Below are 16,490 nucleotides of genomic sequence, written 5' to 3' on the forward strand. Positions count from 1 at the left end.
TACACGCCAGCCTCGCCGGCCTGTCCTGAGGCACCGCTCGCGAAGCGGGCCTGGAATGTCGAGATCCCATCTCGATTTCGTTTAGCTGATATAGTTCAGACTATAGAGACTGCATCCCCTCGAGCCAAGTCCGGCGGCGCGTTTAAATCATCAAATTGAGGGCACTGTAGCCAATATGTCACGTCGGCGCCTAAGCCGGACGCGCCGCGACGACGCGCTCGTGGCCGCCGGCGTCTCGCCCCACGCGCGCGATGGCGAAACCCTTGGCCCCAAGGAGCGAGGCCACGCTCACGGCCTGATCGCAGCCGACCTCGAATGCGACAAGCCCGTCGGGTTTCAGCAATCGCGACAGATCTGAGACAATCTCGCGGTAGCAGGCCAATCCATCACGGCCGCCATCGAGCGCGAGAGCCGGATCATAGAGGCGGACCTCCGGATCGAGGGCGGGAATATCGCCGGCGCGCACATAGGGCGGGTTGGAGACGATCACATCGAAGGGACCAGCGAGCGATTCGCCCCATCTCCCCCGCACCACTGTCGCGCGGTCCGAGAGGCCGCAGCGCGCGAGATTTTCGGCCGTCGCCGCGCAGGCGAAAGGCGACAGGTCGACCGCCACCGCGTGCGCCATCGGCAATTCGCTCAGCAGGGCGCAAGTAATTGCCCCCGAGCCTGCGCCGAGATCAAGAATTGCAAGCGGCGCGTCGCTCTTGTCGACGAGCGCCAGAGTGGTTTCGACGAGAGTTTCCGTGTCGGCGCGCGGGTCGAGAACATGGGGAGAGACGACGAGATCGAGCGTCCAGAAGCCACGTTCCCCAAGAATGCGCGAGACTGGCTCGCGCGCGGCCCGGCGCGCGGCGAGGCGCGAAAGCCGGTCGGCTTCCTCGTCGGAGATCGGCGCCTGGGGAGACATCGCCAGCTCCAGGCGCGAGAGCCCAGCTGCGGCGCGCAGCAGGGCTCTCGCGTCGTCCTGGGCTTGCGTGGCCTCCACGCCGCTGTCGTTCAGATAGGCCGCGACCTGCGCGATCGCCTGAGCCCTGGAGGGCGGCGCCTCCTGCGCGGCAGGCGCTGGCGCTGGGTCGCGGCGCATATCCATCTAGGCGCTCTGGGCGATCAGCGCCGACAGGCGCTTGGCGAAGGCGGCCGGGTCGACCGGCGCCTCGCCGTCGGCGACGCGCGCGAGATCGAGCAGGAGATATAGCCGATCGGCCGCGCCCTCACGGCCCTTGTCACGCAAGCTCGTCACAAGCGCCGCGACGGCGGGATGCTTCGCGTTGATCTCCAGCACCGGCTTGCCGAAGAGCCCCTTCTGTCCGGTTTCGGCCAGAATGCGCGCAAGCTGCCGGTCGAGTCCCTTTTCGGATGCGACGAGACATGCGGCGCTTTCGGTCAGCCTCGTCGATACGCGCACGTCTTCGACCGAGTCCGCCAGCGTCTCCTTGAGCGCAGCGACCAGATCGCCGACGTCGGCGACTGGCGAGGTTTCTTCCTTGTTGTCTTCAAGAAGCGCAACAGCGTCGATGTCGGCCGCGCCTTGCGTCACGGATTTGAATGGCTTGCCATCGTAGCCGAGCGCGCTCGTCACCCAGAAGGCGTCGACGGCGTCATCGAGCAGCAGAACTTCGACGCCTCTTGCGCGGAAGCCTTCGAGCTGTGGGCTCGAGGCAAGGCGCTTCGTGTCGTCGCCGGTGATGTAATAGATGGCGGTCTGATTCTCCCGAAGATCGGCCACGTAATCCTTCAGTGTGCGCGTCTCGCCATCGGATTTCGTCGAGGTAAAGCGCGCAATTGCGAAGAGATCATCGCGGCGGCTGGGATCTTCGTGCAGGCCTTCCTTCAGAACGGAACCGAAGTTCTCCCAGACTTTCGCAAACTTCTCGGGCTCGCTCTCGGCGAGCTTCTTGAGTTCCTGCAGGAGACGCGTCGCGACCGCCTTGCCGATCGAGGCGATGACAGGACTCTTCTGCACCATCTCGCGCGAGACATTGAGGGGAATATCCGCGCTGTCGACCACGAGCCGCACGAAGCGCAGCCAGGCGGGGAGAAGCTCGACGTCGCGCGAGATGAGCACGCGGCGCACGTAAAGCTTCGACTTGCTCTTGCGCGCGGGCTCGAAGAGATCGAAAGGACGCGAACCCGGCACGAAGGCGAGGACCGTATATTCCGTCCGGCCCTCCGCGCGCCAATGCACCGTCAGCGCCGGCTCGTCGAAGGAGCCCGAGAGCTGGCGGTAGAAATCCGTATACTGCTCCTCAGTGATCTCCGACTTCGGCTTGGTCCAGAGCGCCAAGCCGTCCGCGATTCGGCGTGGCTCCTTGCCGGGCTCCTCGATGAGGTCGATCGGCGTCGAGACCGCGCCCGAATGTTCGCGCACGATATTCTCGATACGCCACGGCTCGAGAAATTCGTCGGACTCGGCGTTCAGATGCAGCGTCACGCGCGCGCCGACTTTCGGCGCATCGTCGAGCGCGAGCGGCGCGATCGAATAGGTTCCCTTGCCCTGGGATGACCATAGCCAGGCTTTATCGTCGCCCGCGCGTCGCGTCGCGACCTCGACCAGATCGGCGACCATGAAGACCGAATAGAAGCCGACGCCGAATCGCCCGATCAACGACGCGCCTTCGCCGGCGCCCTCTTGGCCGAGCTTATCCAGAAAAGCGCGCGTGCCGGAATTGGCGATGGCGCCGAGCGCGCTGATGAGCTCGTCATGTGACATGCCGACGCCATTATCGGCGACGGTGAGCTGGCGCTTTTCCTTGTCGAGCGAGATGGTGACGAGCGGCGCGCCGGCCTCGGCCGCAAGCCTTTCGTCTGAGAGCGATTCGTAGCGAAGTTTTTCGCAGGCGTCGGCAGCGTTCGAAATCAGCTCGCGAAGGAAAATCTCGCGCTCCGAATAGACGGAGTGGGTCATCAGTTCGAGGAGCTGCGAGACATCAGCCTCGAAGCCGAACTGAGTGCCTTGCGGCGCTTCGGCTGTAACAGCGTCTTTGGTCATGAGGGCTCCAAATCGGTCAGGCTCCGGCGCGGGAGTCCCGATTAAAAAGGAAAAATTGGCGGCCTTGCGGCGCGCTGCTTGAGTTTGTCATTTGTCCGAAAATTGCAAGTGGAGAGTGGCTAAAGACAGGGCCGGCGCGGGATCTCTCCCGGCCGGCCCGTCATCGCCGGACCTGTTGCGACTTGGAAACGCGCGATCCCGGGGGGCTGGGGGGCTGACGAAAACCGGAAAAGCGCGCCAAAGCCGGTCGCGGCAATGAAGTGAAATATTGGGCTGTCGGTTTGACGAGCAAGGGGCCCAATGCAGGCTAAATTGTGAATAATCGTTGTAGCCGCTGAGGTTGAGGTGAGGGAGGCTCGGTGTGTCAGGCTGATGACAAAGAATGCTTGCCCCGAAGCCCGCATCGCGCGAACATAATGGCAAGCTTGGAGAACATGCATGGCGGAGTCGGAGACGACGGAGCCCAGCCATTCCCGCCCAGCCCTTGTGGTGGTTGCCGGCTCCGGACGCTCGGGGCAGGGAGACCACGCTAAGGGGTGGGAGAACCGGGCAGCGTTACAGGTCTCGTTCGACCGGCGCGAGCTCAACATTCTGTTCAATCTTTACGGCGCGAAGGTCGCCGCCGGCGAATGGCGGGATTACGCGCTCGACTTCACGCCTGCCAAGGCGGTCTTTTCGATCTTCCGCCGAAGCAGCGAAGCGCCTCTCTATCGAATCGAAAAGAATCCCGAGCTGGCGCGCAAGCAGGGCGCCTATGCGGTGATCGCCGCGGGCGGGCTCGTCATGCGGCGCGGGCATGACCTCGCGCGCGTCCTGCGCGTGCTCGACAAGAGCCTGCGAATCGTCGGCGCCGAATAGATAAAAAAAGCCCCGCTCGAGGCGGGGCTTTTCCGGAGCGGGCTAAGGCCCTTGCAACGTTATTAGTCGTTGCGTTGCCCGAAGAGGTAAAGCAGCGACTGGAACATGTTGATGAAGTCGAGGTAGAGCGACAGCGCGCCAAAGACGCTCTTCTTCTGCGCGACTTCGTAACCGTCGCCTTCGTAGTACATGTCCTTGATGTTCTGCGTGTCCCAGGCGGTGAGGCCCGAGAAGATCAGCACGGACAGGATCGACAGCGCGAACTGAAGGCCGCTCGACTGCAGGAACAGGTTGACGAGGCCGGCGATGACGAGACCCCAAACGCCCATGACCAGGAAAGAGCCGAAGGCCGAGAGGTCGCGCTTCGTCATATAGCCGTAGATGCTGAGACCGCCGAAGGCCGCCGCCGTGATGAAGAAGACGCGGGCCACCGATACGCCGGTGTAGACCAGCAGGATCGACGACATGGACAGGCCCATCACCGCCGAGAAGGCGAGGAACAGGTTACGCGCCGTAGCCCCCGACATGGCCTGGGCGCGCGCGCCGATAAAGAAGACGAAGGCGAGCGGCGAGAGCATCACCACCCAGCGAAGCGGCGAGAGATAGAGCGCCTGCCCGAAGGGCGACAAGGCCACCAGCTTGCCCCCGGCAAACTGCGGATTGGCAAGCATGAAGGTGCCGAGCGCCACAAGGCCCGTCACGGCCAAGCCGAGCGTCATATAATTGTAGACGCCAAGCATATAGGCGCGCAGGCCCGCGTCGATCTCGGCCGTGGTCGACCGGGCGACCCCGCGGCCGTAGCCGAAGTTCGAGTTACGGTCGTAATAAGACATAGCGATCCTCTCGATCTCCCAAGGCGGGCGCGGACGGATTTCCGACCATCGCTCGTAGCCTCAACCATTATGGCTCACTGCAATATGGCTTGGCCCGATTTGGGTGGCAAGGCGCGCCTGGATGAACTCTTGTTAAGGTGGTGCGAGGATTAATGGAAAGTAGAGAACGAGCTGGCGTCGCGCCCCTCGTCAGGGGACGCCCCGGATCCGTCATTGCGAGCGGAGCGAAGCAATCCAGGGCAGCGATCGCGGCGCTGGATTGCTTCGTCCTTTGCTCCTCGCAGTGATGGTTGTGCCGCCAGTTCTGGCGTTTTTTGTGCGGGCGCGAAGGCAGCAAGCCCCGTGCCAGGAACCCGCGACTTTCCTCGCAAGCCCGCGCGTCCTGGCGGTTTCAGCACGAAAAACGCGCGGTCGGCCATGGTGCGAAGCCGCATAGATGACCGATTGTCGCACCCTTGCCGTTCAACCGGATTACGCTAACATCGAGGTAAGGGCGTCGCCCGGCTTCCCGCCGGGGCGGCGGGGATTGCGCGGCGCAATGCAGATATCCCGAGGCGCGTGTCCTTGCCGCATGAAGATCAGGAGGAGTAGATGAGTGACGACGCTTCGACCTCGTTGCACTGCTACATGAAGCCGCTCAGACTTCTGGCGGCTGTCGGCGCTTTGGCTTTCCTGGGGCTCCCCGCTGCGCCGGCCGAGGCGCATGGGCGCCTTGGCGCCGCCGAAGGCCGCTGCCGGCTGTTCATCGGCCCCGACATCATGAACTTCACCGGCTACTTGCCGGAGGCCTCGAAAAACGAGTTTTGCGAGGACATCCCCGCGACTGGCCCGATGATCATGGTGCTCGACGCGGAGCAGCAAGAGCTCCGCGACATGAAGATTGAATTACGCATCGTCAAGGATGTGGGCGGTGCGGAGAAGGAGAGCGAGAATCTCGACGCCGTGACCGTCGCCTACCAGCCGCCCAAGGTCTATCCGACCGGCACGGTGAACTTCGAGCACACGTTCAAGGAGGGCGGCTATTTCGTCGGCATCGTCACTGTGACCGGCGACCATGGCGAGCAATGGATGTCGCGCTTTCCTTTCTCGGTGGATCGCAGCTTCATGCGGGATCTGCCCGTCTATCTGACGCTTGGCCTTGGCGTCGTCGCGGCTTTCCTCATCTATCTCGTGCATCGCGGCCGCAAGCCGCCGCCGCAGATCTTGACGGCCGCTGCGGCTTTCAAGACGCCGCCGCTACCGGCGATGGACGGCCCCGAGCCCGAACTCGAAACTGACCCATCCCCGGAGGCTTCCGGCGAGGAGGCGACGGCGGAAACCAACGGGAAAAAAGCCGAGGACGGCGACGACCCCGATAAATACAGAACCGCCGCCGAATAAGGCCGCAAGCAATTGAGAAGTCCGCCGTTAGACGGCGGGCTTTCCACGCCTATTCGTCGCCGCCGTCGATCTGCCGGCCCATGATGGCGATGGCTCTTTCATAGACTGAGGCGGCGTTCCAGGCCTGAATCGCCGCGAAGTTCGGCTCTCCCGGCTGATAGCCCGCTCCTGCGCGCCAGCCATGCGCATGCAGAAAATTCGCCGTGGACGTCAGCGCCGCCGAAGCGTTGTCGAGATTGCCGACGCCATATTGCAGGATATTCTTGGGCAAGAACTGCGTCTGGCCGATCTCGCCATGCATGGAGCCGCGGGCGCTGGGGGACAATCTTCCATTGTCGATCAGCTCCAGGGCGGCGTAGAGCTGGTCGGTGAAATATTCCGACCGGCGGCAGTCATAGGCGAGCGTCGCCACGGCGGAGAGCGCATGCTGATTGCCATGCACGGCGCCGAAACCCGTCTCCATGCCCCAAATCGCCAAAAGTGGCCCCGGCGGCACGCCATAGCGGCTCTGGATCGAGGAGAAGAGGGCGGCCTGCGAACGCTTGAGCTGCCGTCCGCGCGCGACGATGGCCGAGGCCCCGCGCTTCGTCATGAAGGCTTCAAGCGATAGATGAAAGCTCTTCTGGCCCCGATCGGCGCCGATCGTCGCGGAATTGTAGTGGGTGTCCATGAGGGCGTCGACGCCCGAGGCGCCGACGCGTCCGCGCGCTTCCTCGGCGAACGCCTGTTTCCACGACTCGAAGCCGCCCGCGCCATTGCCGCATCTCGCCGCCTGAGCCGGCGCGGCTGCGGCGAGCGCGCCAAATACAAGCGCCGCCGCCAAAAGCTTTGCGGCGGCGCGGCTTGTCGGTAAATTCTTCATCGGCCTCCTCCTCGGGCTCTCCGAAAACGTCAGGAGCCTAATCAATTTTGACAATGCGGCAAGCTTACGAGCATGCGCTCGAATGTTCGTATATTGTTCTTGCACGATCAAGCCCCGATCGTTAATTTGGCTCCGTTTCAGGCAGGTTTTTTAGGAGCCTTGCTCATGGCGGTCAGGTTAGCGACGGTCGCTTTTGAAGGCGTCGAGGCGCGCCCGGTCGATGTCCAGGTGCAGATTGCCCCCGGCTCTGTGGTGTTCAATGTCGTCGGCCTTGGCGACAAGGCCGTGGCCGAATCGCGCGAGCGGGTGCGGGCGGCGCTCATCGCCTCCGGCCTCGCTCTGCCCGCCAAGCGCATAACCGTGAATCTTGCTCCCGCCGACATGCCCAAGGAAGGCAGTCATTATGATCTGCCCATTGCGCTCGGGGTCATGGCGGCCATCGGCGCCATCCCGCCCGATGCGCTGGAAGGCTTTGTCGTCCTTGGCGAGCTTGCGCTCGACGGGACGCTCACCCCCGTCGCCGGCGTGCTCCCTGCGGCGGTGGCGGCCAATGCGCGCGGGCAGGGGCTGATTTGCCCCAAGGAATGCGGGCCGGAAGCGGCCTGGGCCTCGGCAGAGATGGAGGTGCTCGCGCCACGCTCGCTCATTCAACTCGTCAACCACGTCAAAGGAACGCAGGCGTTGGCCCGGCCCGAGCCGGCAGTGCGCGCGCTCGCCAATGATCTTCCCGACCTCGCCGACATCAAAGGGCAGGAGAGCGCGAAGCGAGCGTTGGAGATCGCGGCGGCGGGGGGGCACAATCTACTCATGAGCGGTCCGCCGGGCGCCGGCAAATCGATGCTGGCCGCAAGGCTCCCGTCGATTCTTCCCCCTCTCACGCCTCGAGAGCTGCTCGAAGTCTCGATGATCCATTCCATAGCGGGCCAGATCGCCGGGGGGGAGCTCACCGATCGGCGGCCGTTCCGGGCCCCTCATCATTCCGCCTCCATGGCCGCTCTGGTCGGCGGCGGGACCCACGCCAGGCCTGGCGAAATCTCGCTCGCCCACAATGGCGTGCTCTTCCTCGACGAACTGCCGGAGTTTCAGCCGCAGGTTCTCGACAGTCTGCGCCAGCCGCTCGAAACCGGCGAGGTCGCAGTGTCCCGCGCCAATCACCGCGCGGTCTATCCCGCGCGGTTCCAGCTCGTCGCGGCGATGAACCCTTGCCGTTGCGGCCATGCCCTCGAACCCGGCTTCGCCTGTCGCCGGCAGCCTAATGAACGCTGCGTCGCGCAATATCAGGCGCGGTTGTCGGGGCCGCTGCTCGATCGCTTCGATGTTCAAATCGAGGTGCCCGCCGTCACCGCTGCGGATCTTGTCCTGCCGCCGCCGGCGGAGGGGTCCCGCGAGGTTGCGGCGCGCGTCGCACGCGCCCGCGCATTGCAGCGGGAGCGTTACGAGGCGCTGGGCCTCCCGGGCGTCCTCGCCAACGCCGCCGCGCCAGCTTCGGTCATCGAGCGGGTAGCGCAGCTCGACGGCCCGGGGACGGCGCTCATTCGGGAAGCGTCCGATCGTTTTGCCCTGACAGCGCGCGGCTTCCACCGGGTTTTGAAACTCGCCCGCACCATTGCGGATCTCGATAGCGCCGAACGGATAGCGCGCGCGCATCTTGCCGAGGCGCTTTCCTATCGGGCTGGCCTCACTGCGGGGCGGGTTGCGGCATGAGCGCTACAGAGCTTGCAGTCTTGGTTGCGATCCTACTGCTTGCGGCGGCGATTTTCTTTGCTGTGCGAAGGGAAAAGCGCAGTGAGATCGAGGCCGAGCTCGAAAGGCTGCGCGACGAAATCTCGGAGCTGCGCGCCGCTGCGGCTGCGCGCGAAAAGGCTGAGGCCGCGAGTCTCGCCAAATCCCGCTTTCTCGCCACCGTCAGCCATGAAATTCGCACGCCTCTCAATGGGGTGATGGGCCTCGCGCAGCTTCTCGCGATGACGCGGCTTAACGCCGAGCAGGCGACCTACGTCGAGGCGATCGGCGATTCGAGCCGCGCGCTTGCTCAGATCATCGAGGACATTCTCGATTTCTCCAAGATCGAGGCAGGCAAATTCGACTTGCGCCATGAGACGTTCGCCCTGGCCCCCCTCATCGAAGGCGTCGTCGAATTGCTGGCGCCCCGCGCTTTCGCCAAGGGGCTTGAAATCGCAAGCCTTGTCGGCAAGGACGCGCCGCGCGTGATCGAGGGCGATCCGTCGCGGCTGCGGCAGGTCTTGGTCAATCTTGTCGGGAACGCGATCAACTTTGCCGAACGTGGGGGCGTCGGCGTGCGGGTCGCGCGTGACGGCGATTTATTGTGGTTCGAGGTGCGCGACACGGGGCCTGGCGTCCCGGAGGCGGCGCGCGAGGCGATATTCGAGGAGTTCGAGCAGGGCGACGCGTCGGCGACGCGGCGCCAGGGCGGCACGGGATTGGGGCTCGCCATCTCACGCCGCCTCATGAGCCTGATGGGGGGCGCGCTATCGCTCGCGCAGACATCGAGCGATGGATCGACCTTCGCCTTCACGCTGCCAATAAGTGTGGGCGCTCAGGAAGCGCCCCACAAGCCGCTTGCCGGTCTGCGGGTCCTGATCGTCGGCGATAGCCTTTTCGAAGCGCCTTTTCTTGCCGAGAACCTGAAATCGGCTGGCGGAGTCGCGGAGATCGCCGCAAATTCCCAGGCAGGGTTGGCGCTCGTCTCGCAGACAAGGCCCATGTTCGATGCGATTATCGTCGATTGCGCGCTTGGGTCCGAAAGCGTCGCGCAGCTTGCGGCGCACGCGCGCGAAGCGGGGATCGGGCGACGCTTTCTCCTCTTCTCGCCCTTGGAGCGGCGCACTTTCGGCGAAGCGGCGCTAGGCGATTTCGACGGCTGGCTGGTCAAGCCCGTGCGCAGCGCCTCTCTTGTCGCGAGGCTCTCGAGGGAGCGCGCCGACGCGCCAAAGCCTCCCGCGGCGGAGCCCGTTCGCGCGCTCGAAGGCGTAAGAGCGCTCATCGCCGAGGACAATGACATCAACGCCCTGATCCTCACGCGGCACCTCTGGATGCTTGGAGCGGAGGCGATGCGCGCGCGTCATGGCGTCGAAGCGGTCGCGCTTGCGGCGGCAGCCATCGACGGCGGAGCGGCTGGCGCTTATGACGTCATCATCATGGACCTCTTCATGCCCGATCTCGACGGGCGCGAGGCGACGCGGCAAATTCGCGAGGCCGAAGCCCGCGCGCGGACGCCTCGCACGCCGATCCTGGCCTTGACGGCGAGCGCGCAGGAAGAAGACGCCCGCGCGGCCCGCGCCGCCGGCGTCGACGCCTTTCTCACCAAACCGGTCGATTTCGCCGCGCTCGCCGCGACGATCGAAGAACTCCGGCTTGCGCCGCGCGATTTCGAGCGACGCTGGGGCTGATCGACCGAGACGAACTTTCGAAGCGCTCTCGCGACCTGCCCCTTTACGGCATGGCTCCGAAACGACCAGCGCGATAATCTGAGATGGCTTGCTGGATCTCCGCCTGCGAGTTCATCACGAAAGAGCCCTCCTGCACGACGGGCTCGTCGATGGGCTCGCCGCTGAGCAGCAGAAGTTTCGCATCCGCTTGCGCGGAGAAGATGACGTCGCCGCCCTCGCGCTCGAAGATGATTGTCTCTCCCGCGCGCACATGCGCCTGGCCATCGACGACGACCGGCCCATCGAGCGCGACGACGACAAGATTATGCCCCTCCGGCAAGGAAAAGGCCGAAGTCCCGCCTTCCTTGATGCGAACGTCCCAAACATTCATCGGCGTCGATGTGCGCGCCGGTCCCTTCGCGCCCTGCAGCTCGCCGGCGATGACGTATGCGACGCCGGCGCCGTTGCGCAGTTCGACGCGTGGGATATCGGCGGCGCGCAGGGGCTGATAATGCGGCGCCGTCATCTTCACGCCCGCCGGCAGATTGACCCACAGCTGAGCGACTTCGAGGCGGCCTCCTCTCTGGGTGAAGGCGTCGGAGTGATACTCTTCGTGCAAAACGCCCGCGCCTGCCGTCATCCATTGCACGTCGCCGGGCCCGATGAGGCCACCGGCGCCGGTCGAGTCGCGATGCGCAACTTCGCCCTCATAGACGATCGTGACTGTTTCGAAGCCCCGATGCGGATGCGGCCCAACGCCCCGACGAACATCGGATGGCGCGAAATATTCTGGTTCGGCGTAATCCAACAACAGAAATGGACTCACCTGCGCCTCATGCCGATGATGCGAGAAAAGCGTGCGCACAGGAAAGCCGTCGCCGACCCAATGCACGGCCTCGGGCGCGGCAAAGACGCCGATAATCTTGCGCATCACAAATCTCCTTGGCGCTTGGGCGGTAAATCCTTTTGACAATATGTTGGGACCAATCACGCCAATTCAAACGAAAAGGCTCGGCTCTCGGCGCCCGCTTGACGACGGCCGCTCGAGCGCCAACAAGCCATCGAGACGTTCTGCCGGAAGGGATTATCGAAAAATGGCCTGGTTCATTCTCTTGGTCGGAAGCCTTTGCGAAGTGGGCTGGCTCGTCGGCATGAAATACGCCGACGGCTTCACGCGCCTGTGGCCCACGGTGATCATGCTGTTTTTCATGATCGCGAGCGTTGGCTGTCTGGGCATCGCGATAAAGACGATACCCGCCGGAACAGCCTATGCCGTATGGACCGGCGGCAGCATCGCGGCCGTAGCGGTCGTCGGCGTATTTCTCCTGGGCGAGCCCGCCACCCCGATGCGCCTGGCGTCCTTCGCCTTGATAGTCATCGGCATGGTCGGGCTCAGATTGAGCGGCGTGAGCTAAAAATAGCTCTCCAGCGTCCCGCGCCGGCGCACGTCGAGCGTCGCGCAATGGTAGGCTCCACCGAAAGCCGCATAATGCAGGAAGGGAACGGGGATCGGCTCGAACCCCCATTTCTCGACCTGCCGCATCATATTGACGTGATGCGGATCGACGATCATGCGCTTCTCGTCGATCATCAGAACGTTCATGCTCAGCCATTTACCGCACAGGGACGTGATGGCGAGAATGCGGTCGTCGATCGGCGTCGGGTCGGGCGCGACGAGAATGTCCCATTTCTTGAGAATGTCGGGCAGCTCGTCCGGGTGAATATATTCCGGATTGATGAGGATCTTGCCGGGGCCGAGCGGCAAGATGGTCGTGTCGATATGCATCGGGTTGGGGCAGCGGCTCTTGATCTCGTGGATGCGATAGCCTTCGCCCAAATGCCGGCGCAGCCAGTCGACGCCCATTTTGTTCGTCACATTGGAGCGCGTGACGAAAATATCCCGGCCGCAGCGGAAGAAATCGGCGGCGTCGAAAACCGGCTCGAATTCGGTGAGGATATAGCGGATGGGTTCGCCCTTTTCCGGCAACTGGAAATTCGGGTCGAATAGCTCGTCGGTGAGCTGCGGCTTCGGCGCCGACGTCCAACGCGCGCCTCGGCGGAAATAGTCTTTGAGGATGGGGCGGTATGAGTGCGTCTCGAAATAGCGGCAGGGCCACGCCATCGGCGTTTCGAGAATCTCGTCGCCGATAACCAGCATCGAGTCGCGCGGGCAAGAATTGCAGAAGCCGCGCGAGGACCAGTAGGGCGTCGAGAATTTCGCGTGGTGATCGAAGGGCTCGGGGCGCGTGACGGTGACGCCGAGCGATTCGAGCACCTTGATGAAATTGTCGAGCTCCTCCTGGGCGGGCTCGACCATGAATTTGGGAAAGCGGAAGCCCGCCGCCATGGCCTGGGCGCGCGCCGTCATGCCGGGGATGTTGCACGTGACGACCGGGTGGTTGGAGGGGATGGTCGACCCTTCGAGGCGCCCGGCGATGATTTCCTCCAGCGGGTCCCATTCATTATGGGAGTTCACCGGGCAGGGGGCCGCGGTGGACTCGGGCGAAGGCGCGTGAAAGTTCATGCTGAAAATCCCAGTGTTTCCTCGCTATTATTCTTGGCCGATGCTCGAAAGACGACCATCGTTCAATATGTCGCAGGAACGGCTCCGGTCCAACGCTCTTGCAAGTCGGGCTGGTTTCGCTCTATAAGCCGCGCTTCCGAACCGCCCGGCCAGTGATGGGCTGCCGTGGCGGTTCTTTTCGCTCGCGCGAAGCGCGCTGGTTCGCCGGCGCGAAAAACAATAGGGCCATGGCCCAGGAGAGCAAAATGCCCAAGCTGAAGACGAAATCCGGCGCCAAGAAGCGCTTCAAGGTCACCGGGACCGGCAAGGTGGTCTATGCCCAGCAGGGCAAGCGCCACGGCATGATCAAGCGCACGAACAAGCAGATCAGAAATCTGCGTGGGACGAATGTTCTGTTCAAGACCGACGGCGACAACGTCAAGAAATACTTCCTGCCGAACGCCTGATCGTCCCCTATACACGCAGAATTCTGAAGGAGTTTCGTCATGGCTCGCGTCAAACGGGGCGTTACGTCCCACGCCAAGCACAAGAAAACGCTGAAGGCCGCCAAGGGCTTTTATGGCCGCCGCAAGAATACGATCCGCACCGCCAAGGCGGCCGTCGATCGCTCGATGCAATACGCCACGCGCGACCGCAAGGCCAAGAAGCGCGTCTTCCGCGCCCTCTGGATCCAGCGCCTCAACGCCGCCGTGCGTGAGCATGGCCTGACCTATTCGCGCTTCATCGACGGCCTCGCCAAGGCTGGCGTGATCGTCGACCGCAAGGTTCTGTCGCAGCTCGCCATCGAGAAGCCCGAGGCTTTTGCTGCGATCGTCGCTCAGGCCAAGGCGGCGCTGCCGCAGGCTGCCTAATCTTCTGATAAGGCTAGATTTACTGAAGCGCTCGCCGTTCACGGCGGGCGCTTTTTTTGATTTATTCCAAATTTGTCCGGATCAATCCGGCTTCTTCGAGTGTTGCTCCTCCCTGGGAAAGGAGAACAGGAGACACGCTCATGAAAGGCAAGCAGAAAGACGGAGTTGCGGCTAATTTGGGCAAATTGCTGGAGGCTGTACGTGGCGCCTTCGCCGGCCCGCCGGCGCCCGTATTGCGACCGATTCCCGTTCGCCGGCCGGTTGCTCCCCAACGCCATGACTAGGCGCGTTGGGCAAGACATTCCCGCCTGCGTCGGTGAGTCCTATCTTTTGCTACAGCAGCGAAAGATTTAGGCAGAGGCCCAATGCCGGCGCAGGCGCTTTTAAGATCAGGAAAATTTCTCGGAGAGGCGGTGCGGGAGACGCCAAGACTCGCGGTCGATCTCGCCGCGCGGTTGCAAGACCATCGGCGGATCGCCGACATGGCTTATGGCGTCGGCGCCCGCCAGCGGCTCGATGTTTATCTCCCGACGCGCCTCGCGGCGCCCCGCGCCATCATCGTCTATCTCTACGGCGGCAGCTGGTCCTCGGGCGCTAAGGAAATCTACCGCTTTCTCGGCGCGTCCCTGGCGGCGCGGGGCTTTCTCGCCGTCATCCCTGATTACAGCATCTACCCCGCCGTGCGCTTTCCGGCATTTATCGAGGACGCCGCCGAGGCGCTCCGCTGGGCCCATATTCACGCCGCCCGCTTCGGCGCGGACCCGAAGCGCCTTTTTGTCATGGGCCATTCGGCCGGAGCCCATATCGCCTCCATGCTCGCATTCGAAAAACGCTGGCTTGCGGCCGTTGGCCTCGACAGCGGCGCCGACCTTGCCGGCGTGATCGGCCTTGCCGGCCCCTATCACTTCGAGATCGACACGGATTTGCTGCGCGGCGTCTTCGGCGCACCGGAAAACAAGGGGCGCACCCAGCCCATGGCTTATGTGACGCGCGACGCGCCGCCTCTGCTGCTGGCGACGGGCGAGGTCGATAAGACGGTCCTGCCGCGCAATACGCATGATCTCGCCGCCGCGGTGCGCGCGGCGGGCGGCGATGTCGAGACGATCTTCTATCCGCGGCTGGGGCATCGTGAGATCATCGGCGCCTTTTCTCCGATCTTTTCCTTCCTGGCGCCCGTCGCCGCCGACGTAACGGCCTTCATCTCGACTAAAACCGCGCGCGCCGCTAACACTGGGCGAAGCGGCGGAAGCGAGCGGGGCCGGCATGAGCCAGTCATATGATGTCATCGTCATCGGCGGCGGACCGGGCGGCTATGTCGCCGCCATACGCGCGGCGCAGCTAGGGCTGAAGACGGCGGTCGTCGAGCGCGAGCATCTCGGCGGCATCTGCCTCAACTGGGGCTGCATCCCGACCAAGGCGCTGCTGCGCTCGGCGGAGGTCTATCGGCTGGCGCGGGACGGGGCGCGCTACGGGGTGACGGGCGCCGAGCCGGGATTCGACGCAACCCGCATCGTGGCGCGCTCGCGCGAGGCGGCAGGGCGGCTCAACGCCGGCGTCGGCTTTTTGCTGAAGAAGAACAAGGTCGACGTCATTTGGGGCGAGGCGCGGTTCGGGCCCAAGGGCGAAGTGCAAGTCGGCGCGCCGACGAAACCGGCCGTGACGCCGCAGCTTCCCGCGCCGAAGGCGACGCTGGGGGAGGGCGTCTATCAGGCCAAGCACGTCGTCGTCGCGACAGGGGCGCGGCCGCGTGTCCTTCCGGGGTTGGAGCCTGACGGGCGGCTGGTGTGGACGTATTTCGAAGCGCTGAAGCCCGAACGCTTTCCCAAGTCGTTGCTCGTCGTCGGGGCCGGCGCCATCGGCGTCGAATTCGCCTCCTTTTATCGAACCTTCGGCGTCGAGGTGACGCTGGTCGAGGCGCTGCCGCAAATCCTTGCCGCGGAAGACGCCGAGATCGCCGCTTTCGCGCGCAAGAGCTTCGAAAAACAAGGGATTATCATAGAGACGGCGACGACCGTCGCCGGGCTGGAGAAAAAGGCCGACAGCGTCGTCGTCACGTTGAAGGGCGCCGACGGCGGGACACGCACGCTGGAGGTCGAGCGCGTGCTCTCGGCCGCGGGCGTGGTCGCCAATGTCGAAAACCTGGGGTTAGAGGCGCTGGGCGTCGCGCTGGAGCGCGGCGTCATCAAGACGGACGGGCTCGGGCGCACCAATGTTCCGGGCGTCTACGCCATCGGCGATGTCGCGGGCGGTCCGATGCTCGCGCATAAGGCGGAGCACGAGGGCGTCGCCTGCGTCGAGGCGATCGCGGGGCTGCCGGCGCATCCGCTGGATAAATCGCTCGTTCCGGGCTGCACCTATTGCCATCCGCAGGTGGCGTCGGTCGGACTGACCGAGGAGAAGGCGAAGGCTGCGGGCTATGAGGTCCGGGTCGGGCGCTTCCCCTATCTCGGCAACGGCAAGGCCGTTGCGCTCGGGGAACCCGAGGGTCTCGTGAAGACGATCTTCGACGCCAAGACTGGCCGCTTGCTCGGCGTGCATCTCGTCGGCGCCGAGGCGACGGAGCTGATCCAGGGCTTCGTCATCGCGATGAATTTGGAGACGACGGAAGAAGAGCTGATGCAGACGATCTTCCCGCACCCGACGCTCTCCGAGACGATGCATGAGAGCGTGCTGAACGCGTTTGGGCGGGCGATTCATATTTGACCCCCTCCCCAACCCTCCCCGGCTAAAGCCCGTCGAAAAACGGGCGTCTTTTCGACGCCCTATGGCGGGAGAGGGAGCAGATTGGCGCCTTTACCGAG

The 16,490-nt window shown here is 64.1% G+C and carries 15 protein-coding genes; 9 read left to right on the plus strand and 6 right to left on the minus strand.

The window, feature by feature from the left end; genetic code table 11:
• Positions 1-190: 190 nt before the first annotated feature.
• The gene (prmC, locus tag OGR47_RS05660; protein WP_246729504.1) at positions 191-1,093 is read right to left on the minus strand and encodes a peptide chain release factor N(5)-glutamine methyltransferase; all 903 of its coding nucleotides are present in this window, start codon (positions 1,091-1,093) and stop codon (positions 191-193) included.
• The gene (gene htpG, locus OGR47_RS05665; protein ID WP_165047707.1) at positions 1,094-2,992 is read right to left on the minus strand and encodes a molecular chaperone HtpG; all 1,899 of its coding nucleotides are present in this window, start codon (positions 2,990-2,992) and stop codon (positions 1,094-1,096) included. It lies immediately after the preceding gene.
• Positions 2,993-3,430: 438 nt separating this feature from the next.
• Here htpG and OGR47_RS05670 point away from each other — a divergent pair, with 438 nt between their 5' ends.
• Positions 3,431-3,850 (plus strand): DUF2794 domain-containing protein, encoded by a 420-nt coding sequence (locus OGR47_RS05670; RefSeq protein ID WP_165047709.1) that lies wholly within the window; start codon positions 3,431-3,433, stop codon positions 3,848-3,850.
• A 62-nt stretch (positions 3,851-3,912) separates the two neighbouring features.
• Here the strand turns inward: OGR47_RS05670 and OGR47_RS05675 are convergent, their stop codons facing one another.
• Positions 3,913-4,683 (minus strand): Bax inhibitor-1/YccA family protein, encoded by a 771-nt coding sequence (locus tag OGR47_RS05675; RefSeq protein WP_165047712.1) that lies wholly within the window; start codon positions 4,681-4,683, stop codon positions 3,913-3,915.
• A gap of 591 nt (positions 4,684-5,274) precedes the next feature.
• On the opposite strand from OGR47_RS05675, the gene OGR47_RS05680 reads away from it, so the two are divergent.
• Positions 5,275-6,063, plus strand: a complete 789-nt coding sequence (locus OGR47_RS05680) for a hypothetical protein (RefSeq protein ID WP_246729505.1) — start codon at positions 5,275-5,277, stop codon at positions 6,061-6,063.
• A gap of 49 nt (positions 6,064-6,112) precedes the next feature.
• Here the strand turns inward: OGR47_RS05680 and OGR47_RS05685 are convergent, their stop codons facing one another.
• A complete protein-coding gene (locus OGR47_RS05685) occupies positions 6,113-6,925 on the minus strand; it encodes a lytic murein transglycosylase (RefSeq protein WP_165047714.1) in 813 nt (270 codons plus the stop codon).
• Positions 6,926-7,090: 165 nt separating this feature from the next.
• Here OGR47_RS05685 and OGR47_RS05690 point away from each other — a divergent pair, with 165 nt between their 5' ends.
• Both OGR47_RS05690 and OGR47_RS05695 read left to right on the plus strand, forming a co-directional pair.
• Positions 7,091-8,629, plus strand: a complete 1,539-nt coding sequence (locus OGR47_RS05690; RefSeq protein ID WP_165047716.1) for a YifB family Mg chelatase-like AAA ATPase — start codon at positions 7,091-7,093, stop codon at positions 8,627-8,629.
• Positions 8,626-10,335: an ATP-binding protein gene (locus OGR47_RS05695; RefSeq protein ID WP_165047718.1), complete on the plus strand. Its 1,710-nt coding sequence runs from the start codon at positions 8,626-8,628 to the stop codon at positions 10,333-10,335. The genes OGR47_RS05690 and OGR47_RS05695 overlap by 4 nt, the downstream gene beginning before the upstream one ends.
• A 43-nt stretch (positions 10,336-10,378) precedes the next feature.
• On the opposite strand, the gene OGR47_RS05700 is transcribed toward OGR47_RS05695, so the two are convergent.
• Positions 10,379-11,245 (minus strand): pirin family protein, encoded by an 867-nt coding sequence (locus OGR47_RS05700; RefSeq protein WP_165047722.1) that lies wholly within the window; start codon positions 11,243-11,245, stop codon positions 10,379-10,381.
• 163 nt (positions 11,246-11,408) lie between these two features.
• Here OGR47_RS05700 and OGR47_RS05705 point away from each other — a divergent pair, with 163 nt between their 5' ends.
• Positions 11,409-11,729 carry a DMT family transporter gene (locus tag OGR47_RS05705; protein ID WP_165047724.1) on the plus strand — a complete coding sequence of 107 codons (321 nt, stop codon included), beginning with the start codon at positions 11,409-11,411 and terminating at the stop codon, positions 11,727-11,729.
• Here the strand turns inward: OGR47_RS05705 and OGR47_RS05710 are convergent.
• Positions 11,726-12,838, minus strand: a complete 1,113-nt coding sequence (locus OGR47_RS05710; protein ID WP_165047726.1) for an amidinotransferase — start codon at positions 12,836-12,838, stop codon at positions 11,726-11,728. The genes OGR47_RS05705 and OGR47_RS05710 overlap by 4 nt on opposite strands.
• A 245-nt stretch (positions 12,839-13,083) precedes the next feature.
• On the opposite strand from OGR47_RS05710, the gene rpmI reads away from it, so the two are divergent.
• The 4 genes from rpmI to lpdA all read left to right on the plus strand — a co-directional run bounded on the left by rpmI (position 13,084) and on the right by lpdA (position 16,392).
• The gene (gene rpmI / locus OGR47_RS05715) at positions 13,084-13,284 is read left to right on the plus strand and encodes a 50S ribosomal protein L35 (protein WP_165047728.1); all 201 of its coding nucleotides are present in this window, start codon (positions 13,084-13,086) and stop codon (positions 13,282-13,284) included.
• A 39-nt stretch (positions 13,285-13,323) separates the two neighbouring features.
• Positions 13,324-13,689, plus strand: a complete 366-nt coding sequence (gene rplT, locus OGR47_RS05720; RefSeq protein WP_165047731.1) for a 50S ribosomal protein L20 — start codon at positions 13,324-13,326, stop codon at positions 13,687-13,689.
• Positions 13,690-14,102: 413 nt separating this feature from the next.
• Positions 14,103-14,969 carry an alpha/beta hydrolase gene (locus OGR47_RS05725; protein WP_206527377.1) on the plus strand — a complete coding sequence of 289 codons (867 nt, stop codon included), beginning with the start codon at positions 14,103-14,105 and terminating at the stop codon, positions 14,967-14,969.
• On the plus strand, positions 14,953-16,392 hold the full coding sequence (gene lpdA, locus OGR47_RS05730; protein ID WP_165047735.1) for a dihydrolipoyl dehydrogenase: 1,440 nt from the start codon (positions 14,953-14,955) through the stop codon (positions 16,390-16,392). Before OGR47_RS05725 ends, lpdA begins: the two co-directional genes overlap by 17 nt.
• The last annotated feature ends 98 nt before the right edge of the window (positions 16,393-16,490 follow it).

It is taken from the genome of Methylocystis sp. MJC1 (genome assembly GCF_026427715.1).
Classification (GTDB): domain Bacteria; phylum Pseudomonadota; class Alphaproteobacteria; order Rhizobiales; family Beijerinckiaceae; genus Methylocystis.

Bases quoted from the DNA above. Each gene is read 5' to 3' on its own strand.
- OGR47_RS05670 (WP_165047709.1), top strand. From the start codon at position 3,431: ATGGCGGAGTCGGAGACGACGGAGCCCAGCCATTCCCGCCCAGCCCTT.
- OGR47_RS05705 (WP_165047724.1), top strand. From the start codon at position 11,409: ATGGCCTGGTTCATTCTCTTGGTCGGAAGCCTTTGCGAAGTGGGCTGG.
- OGR47_RS05680 (WP_246729505.1), top strand. From the start codon at position 5,275: ATGAGTGACGACGCTTCGACCTCGTTGCACTGCTACATGAAGCCGCTC.
- rpmI (WP_165047728.1), top strand. From the start codon at position 13,084: ATGCCCAAGCTGAAGACGAAATCCGGCGCCAAGAAGCGCTTCAAGGTC.
- OGR47_RS05710 (WP_165047726.1), bottom strand. From the start codon at position 12,838: ATGAACTTTCACGCGCCTTCGCCCGAGTCCACCGCGGCCCCCTGCCCG.
- prmC (WP_246729504.1), bottom strand. From the start codon at position 1,093: ATGGATATGCGCCGCGACCCAGCGCCAGCGCCTGCCGCGCAGGAGGCG.
- OGR47_RS05695 (WP_165047718.1), top strand. From the start codon at position 8,626: ATGAGCGCTACAGAGCTTGCAGTCTTGGTTGCGATCCTACTGCTTGCG.
- OGR47_RS05700 (WP_165047722.1), bottom strand. From the start codon at position 11,245: ATGCGCAAGATTATCGGCGTCTTTGCCGCGCCCGAGGCCGTGCATTGG.
- lpdA (WP_165047735.1), top strand. From the start codon at position 14,953: ATGAGCCAGTCATATGATGTCATCGTCATCGGCGGCGGACCGGGCGGC.
- rplT (WP_165047731.1), top strand. From the start codon at position 13,324: ATGGCTCGCGTCAAACGGGGCGTTACGTCCCACGCCAAGCACAAGAAA.
- htpG (WP_165047707.1), bottom strand. From the start codon at position 2,992: ATGACCAAAGACGCTGTTACAGCCGAAGCGCCGCAAGGCACTCAGTTC.
- OGR47_RS05675 (WP_165047712.1), bottom strand. From the start codon at position 4,683: ATGTCTTATTACGACCGTAACTCGAACTTCGGCTACGGCCGCGGGGTC.
- OGR47_RS05685 (WP_165047714.1), bottom strand. From the start codon at position 6,925: ATGAAGAATTTACCGACAAGCCGCGCCGCCGCAAAGCTTTTGGCGGCG.
- OGR47_RS05690 (WP_165047716.1), top strand. From the start codon at position 7,091: ATGGCGGTCAGGTTAGCGACGGTCGCTTTTGAAGGCGTCGAGGCGCGC.